Genomic DNA, 16923 nt, shown 5'->3' with positions numbered 1-16923 from the left:
CCACCCCACCACGACAGCACTGACCAGGAGCGACGCGTGATCCCTGAGGACCTGTACTACAGCGAAGAGCACGAGTGGGTGCGCGTCGAGGGCGACGTCCTCGTCGTGGGGATCACCGACTTCGCGCAGGACCAGCTCGGCGACATCGTGTTCGTCGACCTCCCCGACGTCGGCGACGACGTCCAGTCCGGGTCCGTCGTGGGGGAGCTCGAGTCCACGAAGTCGGTCAGCGACATCTTCTGCCCGGTCGACGGCGAGGTGGTGGCCCGCAACGAGAGCCTCGACGGGGCGTCGGAGGTCATCAACTCCGATCCCTACGGCGAGGGCTGGCTGTTCAAGGTCCGCCCCGCCGACGATGACCCCACCGAGGCCCTGCTCGGCCCCGAGCAGTACACCGCTCTCGTCTCGTCCTGACCTTCGCGGAGGGGCCCTGGGCGACCGTCCACGGGTGCTAGGTTGGACACCTGAACCTCGACCTCGGGGTCAGACATGGTCCCCCCGTCCAGCCCACGCCCAGCACACGTACAGCCAGGAGTGATCCGATGTCCTCGCCCGGTCCCGAGCACGGCAACATCCCGGACGAGACGACGCACATCCCGTTGATCGACGCCGACACCGAGGAGATGTCGTCGACCGACGTCGCCGCGGTCGAGAACCTGCCGCTGGGCAGCGCGATGCTGCTCGTCCAGCGTGGTCCGGGTGCCGGTGCACGGTTCCTGCTCGACACCGAGAAGGTCTCGGTCGGGCGTCACCCCGACAGCGACATCTTCCTCGACGACATCAGCGTCTCGCGGCGTCACGCCGTGTTCGCCCGCGCGGGCCAGGGCTACGTCGTGAGCGACCTCGGCAGCCTGAACGGCACCTACGTGAACCGCGACCGCATCGACGGCGACATCACGCTCGGCGGCGGCGACGAGGTCCAGATCGGCAAGTACCGGCTCATCTACTTCGCCGGCGCGCAGCGAGGCCAGGCGTGACCCAGCCGCTGCCCGAGCTCGCGCGGCTCGGCATCGGCAAGGTCCTCGCCGAGCTCCGCGAGGAGTTCCCGTCGCTCACGATCAGCAAGATCCGCTACCTCGAGCGCGAGGGTCTGCTGGAGCCCGAGCGGACCCCGTCGGGCTATCGCAAGTTCTCCTTCGACGACGTGGAGCGGCTGCGCTTCGTGCTGCGCCAGCAGAAGCGGTACTGGCCCCTGAGCGCGATCCGTCAGGCCCTCGACGAGATGGACCGAGGTCTGGTCCCGCAGACCGACATCGACGGCAACATCCGCGTGCCCGACGTCTCGAGCGACGCCGACGGCCTGCCGACGCCCGCGGCGTTCCTGGAGGGACGCAGCCGGGTGCGGCTGAGCCGGGCGGAGGTGCTCGAGAGCTCCGGCGCCACCGAGGAGCTGCTCGAGCAGGTCGAGCAGCACGGGCTGCTGGCCCGCCGACCCGGCCAGAGCGCCTACGACGGCGACGACCTCGTCGTCGTCGACGCGGTGGTCCGGCTGGCGGCCCTCGGGGTCGAGCCGCGCCACCTGCGCGCGGTCGTCACCGCCGCCGAGCGCGAGTCCGACCTGCTGGCCCGCGTGGTGCCTGAGCGTCGTCGGCGGGAGGACAAGGCCGCCGCTGCCGAGCAGCTCGGTGAGCTCGCGGCCCTCACCATGCGCCTGCACACCGTTCTCCTGCGCCACCACCTCCGGGACTGACGCCGTGCGTGAGCTCGACGTGGTCGGCGTCCGGGTGGAGATGCCCACGAACCAGCCGCTCGTGCTGCTGCGCGAGAGCGACGGCGTGCGCTACCTGCCGATCTGGATCGGTGCCGTCGAGGCGTCGGCCATCGCCTTCGCCCAGCAGGGTGACGCGACGCCCCGCCCCCTGACGCACGAGCTGATGCAGCGGGTGGTGGAGGTGCTGGGCGACGAGCTCGACGAGGTGCGCATCACCGACGTGCAGGACGGCGTGTTCTTCGCCTCGCTCGTCTTCGGCTCGGGCGCGACGGTCGACGCCAGGCCGTCGGACTCCATCGCGCTCGCCCTGCGGACGGGTGCGCGGATCGTGTGTGCCGAGGACGTGCTGGACGAGGCCGGCATCGCCTCGACCACCGACGAGGACCAGCAGGTGGAGCGGTTCCGTGCGTTCCTGGACGACGTCGAGCCCGAGGACTTCGCCTGAGCGGTCGGACGACCGGATGAACTCTCAACCCTCGCGTGAGGGTTGCGACACGCCGGTGAACGCCGATGTGATTGACCGGGGGCACCCGCGGGCCTACCGTGAGACCACTGCCGCAAGCGAACACCGTTGTAGTTTCGCCGAGGTGGTCTTTCTTCTCCCCATCTGGAAGGCCAGACCCATGATCGAGCGACGCGACGACGCCCCGGCTGCTGCGGAGGCCGCCGAGGCCGCTGCGCAGGCCGGCGACCAGGGTCTGCTGTTCACCGACGACCTCGAGCCACTGCCCCGCAACACCGGGTTCCGCGGCCCCACGGCCTGCAGCGCCGCCGGCATCACCTACCGCCAGCTCGACTACTGGGCACGCACCAAGCTCGTGGAGCCGACCGTGCGGTCGGCCACCGGCTCGGGCACGCAGCGGCTGTACTCCTTCAAGGACATCCTGCTGCTCAAGATCATCAAGCGACTGCTCGACGCGGGTGTCTCGCTGCAGCAGATCCGCACGGCCGTCGAGCACCTGCGCGAGCGCGGGACCGACGACCTCACCCAGGTCACGCTCATGAGCGACGGCGCGAGCGTCTACGAGTGCCGTTCGGCCGACGAGGTCATCGACCTTCTCCAGGGTGGCCAGGGCGTCTTCGGCATCGCCATCGGTGGTGTCTGGAAGGAGATCGAGGGCACGCTGCACGAGCTGCCGAGCGAGGTCTCCGTCTCCGACGACACCGCGGCCGACGAGCTCGCCGCGCGTCGCCGCGCCCGTCTGACCAGCTGAGGGCCCACCTCGCCGCTCACCCGTGCCGTCGCTGGTACCGTGAGCGTGCTGTCGAGCACGCGTGGGAGAGATCGCCCAGGCGGCGCCGAAGGGGCAATTCCTCCCCGGAACCTCTCAGGCACCACGGACCACGCGGACAAGGCGACCCTGAAGCACCCGTTCCATCGGGGGTGACAGGTGGGGAGGGACCCAGTCGACGACCCCTGGAGCCCTCTCATGTCCTCTGACCGCCCCGCCCTCGACAGCCCCGCCCTCGACAGCACCGCGTCCCCCGACCGGCCGCCGTCGGTCCCGGCGGCCCTGCGCCGCGACACCGACCACTTCGTCGACCGTCACATCGGACCGCGCGCGAGCGACCAGCAGGCCATGCTGGCCCGGATCGGCCACGACTCCCTCGACTCGCTCATGCGGGCCGCTGTGCCGGAGAGCATCCGCGCCTCGGCTCCGCCCGCGCTGCCCGAGGCCCTGGGGGAGCCGGAGGCGCTCGCGACCCTCAAGGCCCTCGCGACGCGCAACAACCCCGGCGTCTCGATGATCGGGCTCGGGTACCACCCGACCGTCACCCCGGCCGTGATCCGCCGCAACGTCCTCGAGGACCCTGCCTGGTACACGGCGTACACCCCCTACCAGCCCGAGATCTCGCAGGGACGGCTCGAGGCGCTGCTCAACTTCCAGACGATGGTCGCCGACCTCACGGGTCTGTCGACGGCCAACGCCTCCCTCCTCGACGAGGGAACGGCCGCCGCCGAGGCCATGACGCTGGTGCGCCGCGCCGCTCGGGGCAAGGACCTGCGGCCCCTCGTGCTCGACTCGCGCCTGCTGCCGCAGACGATCGCCGTGGTGCGCACGCGTGCCGAGGCGCTCGACATCGAACTGCTCGACGTCGACCTGGGCGTCGACGACGTGCCGGCCGACGTGGCGGGCGCGATCATCGCGTACCCGGCGGCCGACGGTGCCGTGACCGATCCCAGCCGAGCCATCGAGGCGGTGCACGCCGCCGGAGGGCTCGCCGTCGTCGTGGCCGACCCGCTCGCGCTCGTCCTGCTGCGCTCGCCGGGGTCGCTGGGTGCCGATGTCGTCGTCGGGTCGTCCCAGCGCTTCGGCGTGCCGATGTTCTACGGCGGACCGCACGCTGGCTTCATGGCGGTGCGCGACGGCCTGGAGCGACACCTGCCCGGGCGACTCGTGGGAGTCTCGGTCGACAAGGCGGGCCGACCCGCCTACCGGCTGGCCCTGCAGACGCGTGAGCAGCACATCCGCCGGGAGAAGGCGACGTCGAACATCTGCACCGCCCAGGTGCTGCTCGCCGTCACGGCGTCGATGTACGCGGTCTACCACGGCGCGGAGGGCCTGCGGCGGATCGCCGACCACGTGCACACCACGGCTGCCACGCTCGCGGCGGGTCTGGTGGCCGGTGGCGTCGAGGTGCTCCACGAGTCGTTCTTCGACACGGTCGTGGCCCGTGTGCCGGGCGAGGCCGACGCCGTCGTGGGCCGGGCTCGCTCCGAGGGGCTGCACCTGCGCCGCGTGGACACCGACCACGTGGCGGTGAGCACGTCGGAGGTGACCACCCTCGGCCACCTGCAGACCGTCTGGCGGGCCTTCGGGGCCGACACCTCGCACACGGCGCCCGCCCCGGCAGCCCTGCCCGACGCCCTGCTGCGCGACGACGCGATCCTCACGCACCCGGTGTTCTCCGAGCACCGCAGCGAGACGCAGCTGCTGCGCTACCTCCGCACGCTGAGCGATCGCGACTACGCCCTCGACCGCGGGATGATCCCGCTCGGCTCGTGCACCATGAAGCTCAACGCCACCGCCGAGATGGAGCCGATCAGCTGGCCCGGCTTCGCCGACCTCCACCCCTTCGTGCCGGCCGAGGACGCCGCCGGCATGATCGAGCTGGTCGAGACGCTCGAGTCCTGGCTCGCGAGCGTCACCGGCTACGCGGCAGTCTCGGTGCAGCCGAACGCCGGGTCCCAGGGCGAGCTGGCCGGTCTGCTGGCCATCCGGGCGTGGCACCGCAGCAACGGCGACGAGGCCCGCGACGTCTGCCTGATCCCGAGCTCGGCCCACGGCACGAACGCCGCCTCGGCCGTCATGGCCGGCATGCGCGTGGTCATCGTCAAGGCCACCGAGGTGGGCGAGGTCGACCTCGAGGACCTGCGCCGCACGTGTGCCGAGCACGCGGACGACCTCGCCGCGATCATGGTCACCTACCCGTCGACCCACGGGGTGTACGAGGACGGCATCACCGAGCTGTGCGACGTGGTCCACGCAGCCGGCGGCCAGGTCTACGTCGACGGCGCCAACCTCAACGCCCTGCTGGGCCACGCCGAGCCGGGCACGTTCGGTGGCGACGTGTCGCACCTGAACCTGCACAAGACCTTCTGCATCCCGCACGGCGGCGGCGGACCGGGCGTGGGCCCGGTCGCGGTGGCCGAGCACCTGGTCCCGTTCCTGCCGAGCCACCCGCTGCACCCGGTCGCGGCACGCCGTGAGGGGATCGGTGCCATCAGTGCCGCCCCGTACGGGTCGGCCGGCATCCTGCCGATCCCGTTCGCGTACGTGTCGATGATGGGGGCGCAGGGACTGACCGACGCCACGTCGGTGGCCGTGCTGTCGGCCAACTACGTCGCCGCACGGCTGAAGGACGCCTTCCCGGTGCTCTACACCGGACGGTCCGGGCTCGTGGCCCACGAGTGCATCCTCGACCTGCGCGGCATCGCCAAGCAGACCGGGGTGAGCGTGGACGACGTGGCCAAGCGGCTCGTGGACTACGGCTTCCACGCCCCCACGATGAGCTTCCCGGTGGCCGGCACCCTGATGGTCGAGCCCACCGAGTCCGAGGACCTGGCCGAGCTGGACCGCTTCTGCGACGCGATGCTCGCGATCCGCGCCGAGATCGACCAGGTCGCGGCAGGGGAGTGGCCCGAGGGCGACAACCCGCTCGCCCAGGCGCCGCACGCCGCACGTGAGCTGCTCGACTGGCAGCACGCCTACCCGATCGCCACGGGCGTGTTCCCGACCGGCAGCACCCAGGACAAGTACTTCCCGCCGGTGGGCCGCATCGACCAGGCCTACGGCGACCGCAACCTGGCCTGCTCGTGCCCGCCGATCGAGGCCTTCGCCTGACGGTGCCCGGACCTCAGCGTCGGTCGGCCGCGTCGTCCCACCAGCGGACGACCCGGTCGACCACGACGGAGGGGTGACGCACCCACTGCACGTGGTCGGTGGTCCCGCCCTCGGGGGTGGCGTCCTGCGTGTACACCCAGCGGGTGACCGCCGACGGCTCGCAGAACAGCTCGATGAAGCGCTTGTTGGCCGCCGACACGGCGTAGGCGTCGGCCTGGAGGTGCACGACGAAGGTCGGCGTCGACACCCTGGCCGAGGCGTCGAACGGAGGCTCGCCGGTGCGCACGAAGTGCGCCCACTCCCGCATGAGCGTGGCGGCACCGGGTGCGCCGAACGCAGGCTTGGGCAGGTGCCCCATGACCCGGGCGAGGACGGGGATGGCCGAGGCGAACGCCAGCATCGGCAACCCTCCGTAGGGGTAGTACCGGTGGTGCGGGACGGAGGCGCCGACGAGCACGAGGCCGTCGGCCGTGCGTCCGGGGTCGGCGCTGCCCTGCAGGCCGATCGCGAGCTGGGCCCCGAGGCTGTGGCCCATCAGCAGGACGGGGCGCTCGGGGTCCTCACGTCGCGCGGCCGAGACCGCGTCGGCGAGGTCGGCGATCTCGTCACCGTAGGACCAGTCGGCCGAGCGGGAGGCGACCGGGGTGTCCGGCTCGAAACCTCGTCGGCCGAGCGCGCGCGCCTGCCACCCCACGTCCTCGAAGGCGGCGACGAGGGGCCGGTAGAAGCGCGACGGCACGGCCATGGCGGGGGAGACGAGCACGATCGGGTCGGACACGAACGTCATCGTGACGTACCGCGCCGACCGGCCGACCGCCAGGGTCGAGCAGCGGCGTCGAGCCTCAGGCGTCCATCTCGGCGACCGGGTCGGTCGTCGGGGCCGGCGACCCTCCGTCGGGCTCGACGGTGACGGCGAACGCGTCGGCACCGCTGATCGACTTCGCGTACATCATCCCGGCTCCGCGTCCGAGGACGCCGACGGAGCGCGGGATCCCGTCGTGCATCGCCCAGACCTGGTAGACGTGGTCGTCGTCGAGCGTCTCGAGATCGGTGCCCATGACGACGGCCGCGTCGTGCGACGGGGAGGCGACGATGCGCATCGTGCCCCCGGTGCGCACGCTCCCGTCCAGCATGGTCGCGTCGTCGGCCACCATGACCGCGCTGATGCCTGCGGTGTCGGCCCGCAGCTCCTCGGCCCGGTCGTGCTCCACGAGGTACCCACCGACGGACACCGCGGCCACCAGGAAGGACGCCGCGACCAGCAGACGGGGCACGGCTCGCCGCACCCGGCTGTGCTGGGCGATCGACGTGACCACCGGCCGCTCCTGGGCGGTGGTGGCCACCTCGGCCAGGAGCCGGTCGCGCAGGGCGAGCGGCGGACTGTCGGCCTCGGCCTCGGCCAGGCGTGCAGCGGTCAGGTGGAAGCCGCGGAGCTCCTGCCTGCACTCGGCACACTGGTCGAGGTGGGCCTCGAAGCGGCCCCGCTCGTGGGGGTCGAGGGCGTCGAGCGCGTACGGCGCGGCGAGTCCGTGCAGATCGGTGGTCATGAGGCCTCCACCCCGAGGCAGTCGCGCAGGCGGATCAGCCCGTCGCGCATGCGGGTCTTGACGGTGGCCGGGTTGGCGTCGAGCACCTGGGCGACCTCCGCGTACGTGTATCCCTGGTAGTACGCGAGGTTGACGGCCTCGCGCTGCAGGTCGGTGAGTCCCTCCAGGCAGCGACGCACCTGCTCGTGCTCCAGCCGCACCGTGACGGTCTCGAGCACCTGGTCGTGGTCGACGCCGGGGGACCAGTCATAGCTGTTCTCGCGGTTGGTGGCGGCCTGGTCGTGCCGGACGGCGTCGACCGCGCGGCGGTGGGCCAGCGTCAGCACCCAGCTCTTGGCACTGCCACGGGCCGGGTCGAAGCGGGCGGCGGTCTGCCAGACCTGGAGGAAGACCTCCTGGGCGACCTCCTCGGCCCGCGCGGGGTCGCGGATGACCCGGCGGGCCATCCCGAACACGGTGGCACCCAGGGCGTCGTAGAGAGCGGCGAAGGCCGTCTCGTCCCCTCGTGCGACGAGGACCAAGAGGTCGTCGGGCTCGACGGGTTCCTGGGACTCGGGAACGGCGGCGAGCCGATCGGCTGCTGACTGGCTCATGCGCGACTCCTTCCCGAACAAGCTTCTACGTGCCATTCGCGGCTGCCTTCGAGTCGGATGGGTGGTGCAGGGGAGGAGTTCTCACAACATCCTAGGCGGGACCCTCTGCTCGCCCTGCGACTGTGGTCCCGCTGTGCCACCGTGGACGCATGGACGCCGAGCAGCGATCGGGTCGCCTGGACGACGTGCACGTCCCCCCGCGGCCGAGGGCCGTCGTGCTGATGCTGCACGGAGGCCGGCAGCAGAGCGAGGAGCCGGTGCGCAACCGGCACGCGAGCTGGTGGCGGATGGCCCTGCTGTCGAAGGCGTTCGCGCGCACCGCTCGCCGTGAGCACCTGGCGGTGCACCTGCTGCAGTACCGCGCACGCGGATGGAACGACGCGGCCCGCCCGTGGCCCGTGGCCGACGCGCGCTCGGCTCTCTCCGAGCTCCGCGAGCGGCACGGCGACCTGCCGGTCGTCCTCGTCGGGCACTCGATGGGTGGGCGCACCGCGTGCCGCGCGGCCGACGACCCCTCGGTGGTCGGTGTCGTGGCCCTGGCGCCGTGGCTGCCGAAGGGTGAGCCCGCGGGCGCGCTCTCCGGACGTGCCCTGCACGTCCTGCACGGCACGATGGACCGGTGGACGTCGGCACGGCTCAGCGCCGACTTCGTGGAACGTGCTCGACGGGTGGCCACCGAGGCCACCTGGGAGTCGCTCGCCGGCGCCGGGCACTACATGTTCCGGCGGGTGCGGGCCTGGAACGCGTTCGTGGAAGACTCGGTCCTGCGGATCGTCGGCGCACGGGCGGACGGCCGCCACGACCACGACGACGACGCCACCAGAGGACCAGCCTGACGTGACCGACACGATCGCCTACGGCGTGGCACTCCTCGCGACCGTGGTGGCCGTGTTCGCGGCGGGCCACACGGTCCGGGACGCCCCGTTCGGCAACCCGCTCTTCTACGCCGTCGCCGTGCTTGAGGTCGTGCTCCTCGTGGTGATGGTCGGGGCCTTCGTGGCGCTGGCCGGCACGGACCGCGACGTCGCGGGTGGGCTCTTCGTCTCCTACCTCGTGACCGTCGTGGTGATCCCGCCGGCGGCCGTCCTCTGGGGGATCGCCGAGAAGAGTCGCTGGGGCACGGGGGTCGTCGTGGTGGCGCTCCTGACCGTGGCCGCCCTCATGGTGCGGCTCCTGGGCATCTGGAAGGGAACCTATGTCTGAGTCGTCCGCCCCGTCGCCGGGTCGCACGTCCACCGGGCCGGGCCGCGCCCTCGTCGCCGTCTACGCGGTCTTCGCCGTCGCGGCCACGGCACGGTCGGTCTACCAGCTCCTCCTGAAGGCGGACGAGGCCCCGGTGGCCTACACCCTCTCCGCCGTCGCCGGCGTCGTCTACGTCGTGGCGACCGTGGCGCTCGCGACGGACCGGCACCGGCTGGCCGTCGCCGCCGTGGGCTTCGAGCTGGTGGGGGTGCTCGGCGTCGGTGTGCTGTCGCTCGTCGACGGTGCGCTGTTCCCCGACCAGACGGTGTGGTCCGACTTCGGTGCCGGGTACGGGTACATCCCCCTGGTGCTGCCGTTCGTGGGCCTGTGGTGGCTGCACCGCACCGCGGGCCAGGCTCAGTCCAGGCCGCAGGCCGACCGCACGTAGTCGAGGATCGCGGTCCGGCGCTGGCGGTCGAGCGGCAGGACGAAGGTGGTCCCGTCGGGCAGACCGGGAGCGGAGACCTCGACGGGGACGAGGCGACCCACCTTGTCCTCGGCGATCGCGTGCGGGTCGCAGCGCGCCGGCTCGAGGACGAGGTCGGCGCGTACCGGAGCGCCACCGACCGCCACGTCGGTCGCGGACCCACGGGTGGGCCGGACGAGCGGCGTGGGGCGGTAGCCCACGATCCGGACCGCGCTCGCCCGATCGCGCGGCGTGAGCGTGACCGGGATGCGCAGTGCACCGCCGTCCTCCACCGGCAGGCCGACGTCCAGCCGCGCGGCTCCTTCCAGCGTCGCGCGGGCGCAGTCGCCGTCCAGGACCCGCGTCACGGCCCCGTAGCGGTCCTCGACGGCGAGGGTGGATCGTCGTTCGCCGTCGTCACCGACCCGGTAGGTCAGGGTCACGGTGTAACGCGTCGTGCCACCGCACCGCCCACGGGGGAGCGTGACGACCACGTCGGTGTCGTACCCCGCTCCCACCGTCTCGGTGCCGGTCCAGACGACGGCGCGGGAGCGGCTGGAGGTCAGCACCAGGTCGGAGACGACCAGGTCGCGGTCGCTGCGGTTGCTGATCCGCACGAACGCCCCACGGTCCTGACGCTGCATGCGGCCCTGGTCGACGAGGGCGCTCACGCCGTCGGGCAGTGGAGCGTCCTGCGGGTCAGGGCTGCAGGCCGGGAGGAGCGCGGCGAGCAGCGCGACGCCACCGAAGACGACGCGGGCGGACCTCATGTCGTCATGGTGACGTGTGGTGGGGGTCGTGTCAGGAGGCCCAGTCGGGGGAGAGCCGCACGACCTCGCCCACGACGGTGACGGCGGGGGAGCGGACTCCCCGCTGGACGCAGAGGTCGGCGATCGTGCCGAGGGTGCCGACGGTCGTGCGCTGGTCGGGGGCGAAGCCACGCTCGACCACCGCCACCGGTGTGCCGGGCGCGTGCCCCGCCGCGACGAGGCTGTGCGCGCTCTCGGCGAGCCGGCGCACGCCCATGAGCATCACGATCGTGTGGCCCGGGGACACGGGCAGCTCACCGAGCTCGTCGTGGGCCGTGACCACGCTGAACCCCGTGGCCACGCCGCGATGGGTCACGGGGATGCCGGCAGCCGCCGGCACGGCGATCGCGCTCGTGACCCCGGGGACGACCTCCACGGCCACCCCGGCGGCCTCGCACGCCAGGCGCTCCTCGCCGCCGCGACCGAGCACGTAGGGATCCCCGCCCTTGAGCCGCACGACGACCTTGCCGGCGCGGGCGTGCTCGACGAGGAGCCGGTTGATCTCGTCCTGCGGGACCGGGTGGTGGTCGGGCAGCTTGCCCACGTCGATCACCTCGACGTCGGCCGGCAGCTCCGCGAGCACGTCGAGCGGGGCGAGCCGGTCGACCACCACGACGTCGGCCTCGGCGAGAAGACGCCGCCCGCGCGTGGTCAGGAGGTCGGCGCTGCCGGGGCCCCCGCCCACGAGGGCCACGAAGCCCTCGGGGTGGTGGGTCCGGTGCCGCAGCGGGAGGTCGCCGGACTGCAGGGCCGCCGCGACGGCGTCGCGCAGCGTGGAGGCTCGACGGGCGTCGCCACCGCCGCTGACCGCGACGTGCACGTCGTCGACCGCGGCGACCGCCGGCATCCAGGCGGTCGCCCCGTCGGGGTCGCCCCCCTTCAGGCACCACACGCGTGCCTGCTCGGCGTCGGCGGCCACCTGGTCGTCGACCGGGGTGTCGGTGGCGGTCTGCACGAGCCAGGCGCCGTCGAGGTCGCCCGGGCGGTACCCACGCTCGATCCAGGCCAGTCGGCCCTCGACCGCGAGCTCCCGGATGCGTGCGCTCACCGTGGGGGAGACCACCACGAGGTCGGCCTCGGCCGCCAGCAGGGCGTGGACCCGTCGGGTCGCCACGTTGCCACCCCCGACGACCACCACACGGCGTCCCTCGGGGCGCAGGGTCAGCGGCAGCGGCATGATCAGACCGAGGCGGTCGCGAGCAACGCGTCGCCGACCATGCCGGCCGCGAGGGTCGTGCCGTCCTGGGCGTCGACGAGCAGGAACGAGCCACCTGCGCGGGCGTGCAGGTACTCCTCGGCCGGGACGGGCGAGGCCAGCCTCAGGCGCACGTGGCCGATGTCGTTGAGCTCCAGGCGGTCGGCCGCGTCGAGGCTGGCGGTCTCGAGGTCGAGCCGGCCGGTGATCTCGGTGACCATCGCCTGCACCGTCCTGGTGCCGTGCTTCACGAGGACCTTCGTCCGCGGCGCCAGCGAGTGGTCGGCGAGCCAGGCGATCGTGCCGTCCACGTCCTGGGTGAGCGACGGGACGCTGCGGGAGGTGACGATGAGGTCTCCGCGCGCGACGTCGACGTCGTCGGTGAGCCGCAGGGTGACCGACTGCGGTGCGAAGGCCTCCGTCAGCTCGCCGTCGGCCGTGTCGATGGCGGCGACGGTGCTCGTGCGGCCGCTCGGCAGCACCGTGACCGGGTCGCCCGGGCGGACGAGACCCGACGCGATCTGCCCCGCGTACCCGCGGTAGTCGCGGTGCTCCTCGCCGCCGGCCGCCTGAGGCCGGATGACGAGCTGGACGGGGAAGCGCAGGGGCTCGGAGTGCGGCTCGCCCGCGGGCGAGAGCGTCTCCAGGAACGTGAGGAGGCTCGGTCCGTCATACCAGGGGGTGCGCACCGACCGCTCCACCACGTTGTCGCCGTCGAGGGCGGACACCGGGATCGTGGTGACGTCGGTGAGACCCAGGGACGCCGCCGAGGTGACGACCTCGTGCGCGACGCGCTCGTAGGTGGCCTCGTCGAAGCCGACCAGGTCGATCTTGTTGACGACCACGACCACGTGCGGCACCCGCAGCAGCGACGCGACCGCGAGGTGTCGACGGGTCTGCTCCTGCAGCCCCTTGCGGGCGTCGACGAGCAGCACCACGACGTCGGCGGTGCTGGCGCCGGTGACGGTGTTGCGCGTGTACTGCACGTGCCCGGGGCAGTCAGCGAGGATGAACGACCGCTCGGCGGTCGCGAAGTACCGGTAGGCCACGTCGATCGTGATGCCCTGCTCGCGCTCCGAGCGCAGGCCGTCGGTCAGCAGCGCCAGGTCGGCGGAGGCGAGGCCGCGGTCGCGGCTGACCCGCTCGACGGCGTCGAACTGGTCGGCGAGCACCGACTTGGAGTCGTAGAGGAGCCGACCGACGAGCGTCGACTTGCCGTCGTCGACGGAGCCGGCCGTGGCGAGGCGGAGCAGCGTCTTGGTGGGCAGCGTCTTGGTGGGCAGCGTGCGCATCAGAAGTACCCCTCCTTCTTGCGGTCCTCCATGGCGGCCTCGGACGCGCGGTCGTCGGCCCGGGTGGCTCCCCGCTCGGTCAGACGCGTGGCCGCGACCTCGACGACGACGTCGTCGACGGTGGCGGCGTCGCTCTCGACCGCACCGGTGCAGGACATGTCGCCGACGGTGCGGTAGCGGACCAGTCGGCGCTCGACGGTCTCGCCGGGCCGCGGCTGCGAGACGTCGCTGACGCTGACGAGCATCCCGTCGCGCTCGAAGACGTCGCGCTCGTGCGCGTAGTAGAGCTCCGGCAGCGCGATGTCCTCGGCGGCGATGTACTGCCAGACGTCGAGCTCGGTCCAGTTGCTCAGCGGGAAGACCCGCACGTGCTCACCCGGACGGTGGCGGCCGTTGTAGAGGTTCCACAGCTCGGGGCGCTGGTTGCGGGGGTCCCACTGGCCGAACTCGTCGCGCAGGCTGAACACCCGCTCCTTGGCGCGGGCCTTCTCCTCGTCGCGACGGCCGCCGCCGAAGACCGCGTCGAACTTGTGGTCGGTGATCCCGTCGAGCAGCGGCTGGGTCTGCAGCTGGTTGCGGGTGCCGTCGCTGCGCTCGCGAAGACGGCCGTCGTCGATGTAGTCCTGCACCGACGCGACCTCGAGGCGCAGGCCGAGCCGCTCGACCGTGGCGTCGCGGAAGGCGAGCACCTCGGGGAAGTTGTGGCCCGTGTCGACGTGCATGACCGGGAACGGCACCGGCGCCGGCCAGAAGGCCTTCGTGGCCAGGTGCAGCATGACGACCGAGTCCTTGCCGCCGGAGAAGAGCAGCACGGGCCGCTCGAACTCCGCCGCCACCTCGCGGATGATGTGGATGGCCTCCGACTCCAACCAGGAGAGCTGGTCGAGCCGGTAGGTCGGGCGGCCGGCCGTGCCGGGCGCGTCGTCGACGACGGTCATGCGTTCCTTCTCGATCTCGGCGGTCGTGCGGGGGCGCTCACGTGTGCAGGCCGCACTCGGTCTTGTCGACGCCGGCCCAGCGGCCGGCGCGGGGGTCCTCGCCCGGGGCGACCCGCCGCGTGCACGGCGCGCACCCGATGGAGGGGTAGCCGTCGTTGACGAGCGGGTTGACGATCACGTCGTGCTCGTCGGCGTAGGCGAGCACCTCGTCGAAGGTCCACGCCGCGAGCGGGTTGACCTTGACCAGCTGGTTCTTCTCGTCCCAGGTGACGAGCGGCGTGTCGGCACGCGTCGGGCCCTCGTCGCGGCGGACGCCCGTGATCCACACCTCGTACGCGCCGAGGGTGCGGGTGAGCGGCTCGACCTTGCGCAGGTGGCAGCACAGGCCCGGGTCGCGGGCGAAGAGGTCCTTGCCGTGCTCGGCGTCCTGCTCGGCCACGCTCTGGCGCGGCTTGACGTCGACGATCGTGAGCTCCATGGACGACTCGACGGCGTCGCGGGTGCCGATCGTCTCGGCGAAGTGGTACCCGGTCTCGAGGAACAGCGTGTCGACCCAGGGCAGGTGCTGCGCGACCACGTGGGGGAGCACGGCGTCGGCCATGGAGCACGCGACTGCCGTGCGGTACCCGAACTCCTCCGCGACCCAGGCGAGCACCGCGCGGGTGCCGTCCGGGCCGGCCGGCTGGTCGGCGAACCGGGCCTCGGCCTGCTCGGCGACGGCGCGCAGGGAGGCCGGGTCGCGTCGCGGGCCGAGCACGGCCTCGCGGGTGCGGTGGTGCTCCACGCGGGCCTCGTCGTGGGCGACCTGACGGGCGCGACGCTCGGCGAGCGTCGGTCCCGCGGGCGGGATGGTCTCGGACATGGTCCCAGCGTAGGCGGCGGTCCCGAGCGGTGAGAGCGGTCGCCGCATCGTGGACAGGTGCGCTAGGACACCTCGACGGTCACGCGGTCCATGGCCCGGAAGCGACGGTCCACGACCGGTGCCAGCGTGGTCACGAGGTAGAGCACGCCGGCCACCAGGAGGGCGGCCCGCAGGTCCAGCAGGGCGAGCAGGGCGCTGCCCACGAGACCCCCGAACGGCATCAGGCCCCAGGCCACGGCGGTCGACATCGCGCCGACCCGGCCCACGAGGTGTCGCGGGATGCGCTCGAAGAACACGGCTCCCACGACCGGGTTGAGGAACCCGGAGGCGAGTCCGGCCACGGCCATGACGACCACCGGTGCCGAGGTGACGTCGGACCAGGCGAGCACGGCGAACCGGGGCAGGCCGCACACCACGAACGCGACGACGTAGACGGCGAACCGGGGCATCCGGTCGGCCCACGCGGCCGCCACGAGCGAGCCGACGACCGACGTCCCCGCCATGACCGCGAGCAGCAGTCCCACCGCGCCGACCCCGGACCCGGTCTCGACGGCCCAGACGGGCAGGAGGATCGCGGTGAACGCGACGTCCAGCAGGTTGGTGAACGCGATCATGACCGTGAGCGCCAGGATCACGGGGTCGCGGCGCAGGAACTGCCACCCCGCGCGCAGCCGCGCGAGGTAGGAGTGAGGATCGTCGTCGGCCGGCACGCCACGGCCGACCGAGCGGGCTCCGAGGCCCAGGACGACCGCCGCGAGCGCGAGCCCCGCGGCGTTCACGGCCAGGGCGTCCGCGGCGCCCACGAGGGCGACCAGGCCCGCTGCCAGCGCCGCGCCCACGAGGCTCGAGGTGCGCTCGACCGTGGACGCCAGCCCCGTGACGCGCTCCATGGGCTGTCGCGTGGACTCCGCGAGCACCGGGACGAGGCTGTGCCGGGCGGCGTCGGCCGGACCGCGCAGGGCGCCGGTGGCGGCGACGAGCACGAGGAGCGCGGGAAAGGAGAGCGCCTCGAGATGGTGCAGCGCGGGGATGGCGGCGACCGTGAACGCGCTCGCGGCGTCGCAGCCGACCGCCACGCGCCGGGCGCCGAGGCGGTCGATGGCCGGCCCTGACAGCACCTTCGCCACGACGAGGGGAGCGAGCTCGGCGAAGGCCACCACGCCCGCCGCGGTGGCGGATCCCGTGGTCGTGAGGGCGAGCCAGGGGAGGGCGACCGCGGCCAGCCGCGTCCCGGTGAGCGCGAGGGCGTCGGCGAGCAGCCAGGCGGCCAGGACCCGCCGACCCCGGTCGGTGAGCGGACGCCCGGTCACGTTCCCGTCACGCTCCCGGGCCAGGGGTTGGCGTGCAGGCGCACCACGACGGGACGGGCCTCGGGGTGGTCCTCGTCCTGCACCTCCTCGAGCACCGCCTCCAGCCGTTCGACGAGCCGCTGGGCCGTCTCGGGGCGCAGGCGCCGCACGTAGTCGCTCAGGGTCGAGGCCGAGCGCCAGGCCTGGGGCAGCAGAGAGAACTCCTCGACGGCGCGCTGCATCTGCTCGGCGTGCACGACCGCGACCGCCTGGGCGAAGGCGTCGACGGCTGCGAGCTCGTCGGAATCGCGGGGGCTGCCGGTCGACGTGCTGCGGTGCGAGGCACGCCACCGCCGGGTCCGGGCGTCGACGTCGTCGCCGGCGTCCTCGACGAAGCCGTGCACCGCGAGCTGGCGCAGGTGGTACGAGGTCGCTCCCGACGACGTCCCGGTCCGCGCGGCGAGCTCGGACGCGGTGGCGGGTCCCTCGAGCCGCAGCAGACCGAGCAGGCGCAGGCGCAGCGGGTGGCTGAGGGCTCGCAGTCCCGTCGGGGACGGGGTGACGCTGTCGGCGGTCGGGGCGTCGCACTCGTCGGTCATGACGCGAGGCTAGATCACAAAGGAGTCTTTGCAAAGATCTCTTGGCGATTCTGGTCGACCTGACGGGGGTGACCGGACGGCACCGGGCTCGTAG

19 protein-coding genes and 1 riboswitch are annotated in these 16923 nt (G+C 72.8%); of the genes, 9 read left to right on the top strand and 10 right to left on the bottom strand.

Annotated features, from left to right (window positions below):
- Positions 1-36 precede the first annotated feature (36 nt).
- The 6 genes from gcvH to gcvP all read left to right on the top strand — a co-directional run bounded on the left by gcvH (position 37) and on the right by gcvP (position 6057).
- Positions 37-414, top strand: coding sequence for a glycine cleavage system protein GcvH (gcvH, locus tag ASF38_RS01205; RefSeq protein WP_055968352.1), 378 nt, complete (start codon positions 37-39; stop codon positions 412-414).
- Between the two features lie 128 nt (positions 415-542).
- Positions 543-977 carry an FHA domain-containing protein gene (locus tag ASF38_RS01200; protein ID WP_055968350.1) on the top strand — a complete coding sequence of 145 codons (435 nt, stop codon included), beginning with the start codon at positions 543-545 and terminating at the stop codon, positions 975-977.
- Positions 974-1690, top strand: coding sequence for a MerR family transcriptional regulator (locus ASF38_RS01195; RefSeq protein ID WP_055968348.1), 717 nt, complete (start codon positions 974-976; stop codon positions 1688-1690). Before ASF38_RS01200 ends, ASF38_RS01195 begins: the two co-directional genes overlap by 4 nt.
- Positions 1691-1694: 4 nt before the next feature.
- Positions 1695-2156, top strand: a complete 462-nt coding sequence (locus ASF38_RS01190; protein WP_055968346.1) for a bifunctional nuclease family protein — start codon at positions 1695-1697, stop codon at positions 2154-2156.
- A 178-nt stretch (positions 2157-2334) separates the two neighbouring features.
- Entirely contained in the window at positions 2335-2925 is a 591-nt protein-coding gene (locus ASF38_RS01185; RefSeq protein ID WP_055968345.1) for a MerR family transcriptional regulator, read from the top strand.
- 52 nt (positions 2926-2977) lie between these two features.
- Positions 2978-3066, top strand: a riboswitch (glycine riboswitch).
- A gap of 225 nt (positions 3067-3291) precedes the next feature.
- Complete coding sequence (gene gcvP / locus ASF38_RS01180; RefSeq protein WP_235492988.1) at positions 3292-6057, top strand: aminomethyl-transferring glycine dehydrogenase; 2766 nt, start codon at positions 3292-3294, stop codon at positions 6055-6057.
- 13 nt (positions 6058-6070) lie between these two features.
- Here gcvP and ASF38_RS01175 read toward each other — a convergent pair whose 3' ends face one another.
- The 3 genes from ASF38_RS01175 to sigK form a co-directional block, all read right to left on the bottom strand.
- Complete coding sequence (locus tag ASF38_RS01175) at positions 6071-6835, bottom strand: alpha/beta fold hydrolase (RefSeq protein ID WP_235497339.1); 765 nt, start codon at positions 6833-6835, stop codon at positions 6071-6073.
- 64 nt (positions 6836-6899) lie between these two features.
- Positions 6900-7604: an anti-sigma factor domain-containing protein gene (locus tag ASF38_RS01170; RefSeq protein WP_055968339.1), complete on the bottom strand. Its 705-nt coding sequence runs from the start codon at positions 7602-7604 to the stop codon at positions 6900-6902.
- Positions 7601-8197, bottom strand: coding sequence for an ECF RNA polymerase sigma factor SigK (gene sigK, locus ASF38_RS01165; protein WP_055968337.1), 597 nt, complete (start codon positions 8195-8197; stop codon positions 7601-7603). The genes ASF38_RS01170 and sigK overlap by 4 nt, the downstream gene beginning before the upstream one ends.
- 149 nt (positions 8198-8346) lie before the next feature.
- Here sigK and ASF38_RS01160 point away from each other — a divergent pair, with 149 nt between their 5' ends.
- From ASF38_RS01160 to ASF38_RS01150, 3 genes are read left to right on the top strand one after another with little or no spacing between them, the layout of a single operon-like run.
- Positions 8347-9033 (top strand): alpha/beta hydrolase, encoded by a 687-nt coding sequence (locus tag ASF38_RS01160; protein WP_056573181.1) that lies wholly within the window; start codon positions 8347-8349, stop codon positions 9031-9033.
- A gap of 1 nt (position 9034) precedes the next feature.
- Positions 9035-9400 (top strand): hypothetical protein, encoded by a 366-nt coding sequence (locus tag ASF38_RS01155; protein WP_056554721.1) that lies wholly within the window; start codon positions 9035-9037, stop codon positions 9398-9400.
- On the top strand, positions 9393-9827 hold the full coding sequence (locus ASF38_RS01150) for a hypothetical protein (protein ID WP_056573178.1): 435 nt from the start codon (positions 9393-9395) through the stop codon (positions 9825-9827). The genes ASF38_RS01155 and ASF38_RS01150 overlap by 8 nt, the downstream gene beginning before the upstream one ends.
- Here the strand turns inward: ASF38_RS01150 and ASF38_RS01145 are convergent.
- The 7 genes from ASF38_RS01145 to ASF38_RS01115 all read right to left on the bottom strand — a co-directional run bounded on the left by ASF38_RS01145 (position 9797) and on the right by ASF38_RS01115 (position 16829).
- Complete coding sequence (locus tag ASF38_RS01145) at positions 9797-10615, bottom strand: hypothetical protein (RefSeq protein ID WP_056573175.1); 819 nt, start codon at positions 10613-10615, stop codon at positions 9797-9799. The two genes, ASF38_RS01150 and ASF38_RS01145, sit on opposite strands and share 31 nt — an antisense overlap.
- Positions 10616-10646: 31 nt before the next feature.
- On the bottom strand, positions 10647-11831 hold the full coding sequence (gene cobA / locus ASF38_RS01140) for a uroporphyrinogen-III C-methyltransferase (protein ID WP_055968325.1): 1185 nt from the start codon (positions 11829-11831) through the stop codon (positions 10647-10649).
- 2 nt (positions 11832-11833) lie between these two features.
- Positions 11834-13141, bottom strand: coding sequence for a sulfate adenylyltransferase subunit 1 (locus ASF38_RS01135; protein ID WP_055968323.1), 1308 nt, complete (start codon positions 13139-13141; stop codon positions 11834-11836).
- The gene (cysD, locus tag ASF38_RS01130; protein WP_056573172.1) at positions 13141-14079 is read right to left on the bottom strand and encodes a sulfate adenylyltransferase subunit CysD; all 939 of its coding nucleotides are present in this window, start codon (positions 14077-14079) and stop codon (positions 13141-13143) included. The genes ASF38_RS01135 and cysD overlap by 1 nt, the downstream gene beginning before the upstream one ends.
- Positions 14080-14116: 37 nt before the next feature.
- The gene (locus ASF38_RS01125) at positions 14117-14941 is read right to left on the bottom strand and encodes a phosphoadenylyl-sulfate reductase (RefSeq protein WP_082480214.1); all 825 of its coding nucleotides are present in this window, start codon (positions 14939-14941) and stop codon (positions 14117-14119) included.
- 62 nt (positions 14942-15003) lie between these two features.
- Entirely contained in the window at positions 15004-16251 is a 1248-nt protein-coding gene (locus tag ASF38_RS01120; RefSeq protein ID WP_056573170.1) for an MFS transporter, read from the bottom strand.
- Entirely contained in the window at positions 16248-16829 is a 582-nt protein-coding gene (locus ASF38_RS01115; RefSeq protein WP_056573167.1) for a winged helix-turn-helix domain-containing protein, read from the bottom strand. The genes ASF38_RS01120 and ASF38_RS01115 overlap by 4 nt, the downstream gene beginning before the upstream one ends.
- Positions 16830-16923: the final 94 nt, after the last annotated feature.

This window comes from Aeromicrobium sp. Leaf272, from assembly GCF_001422865.1.
Lineage (GTDB): Bacteria > Actinomycetota > Actinomycetes > Propionibacteriales > Nocardioidaceae > Aeromicrobium.
The sequence above is the reverse complement of the archived record's forward strand: the minus strand, read 5'-3'. Positions and strand labels throughout refer to the sequence as shown.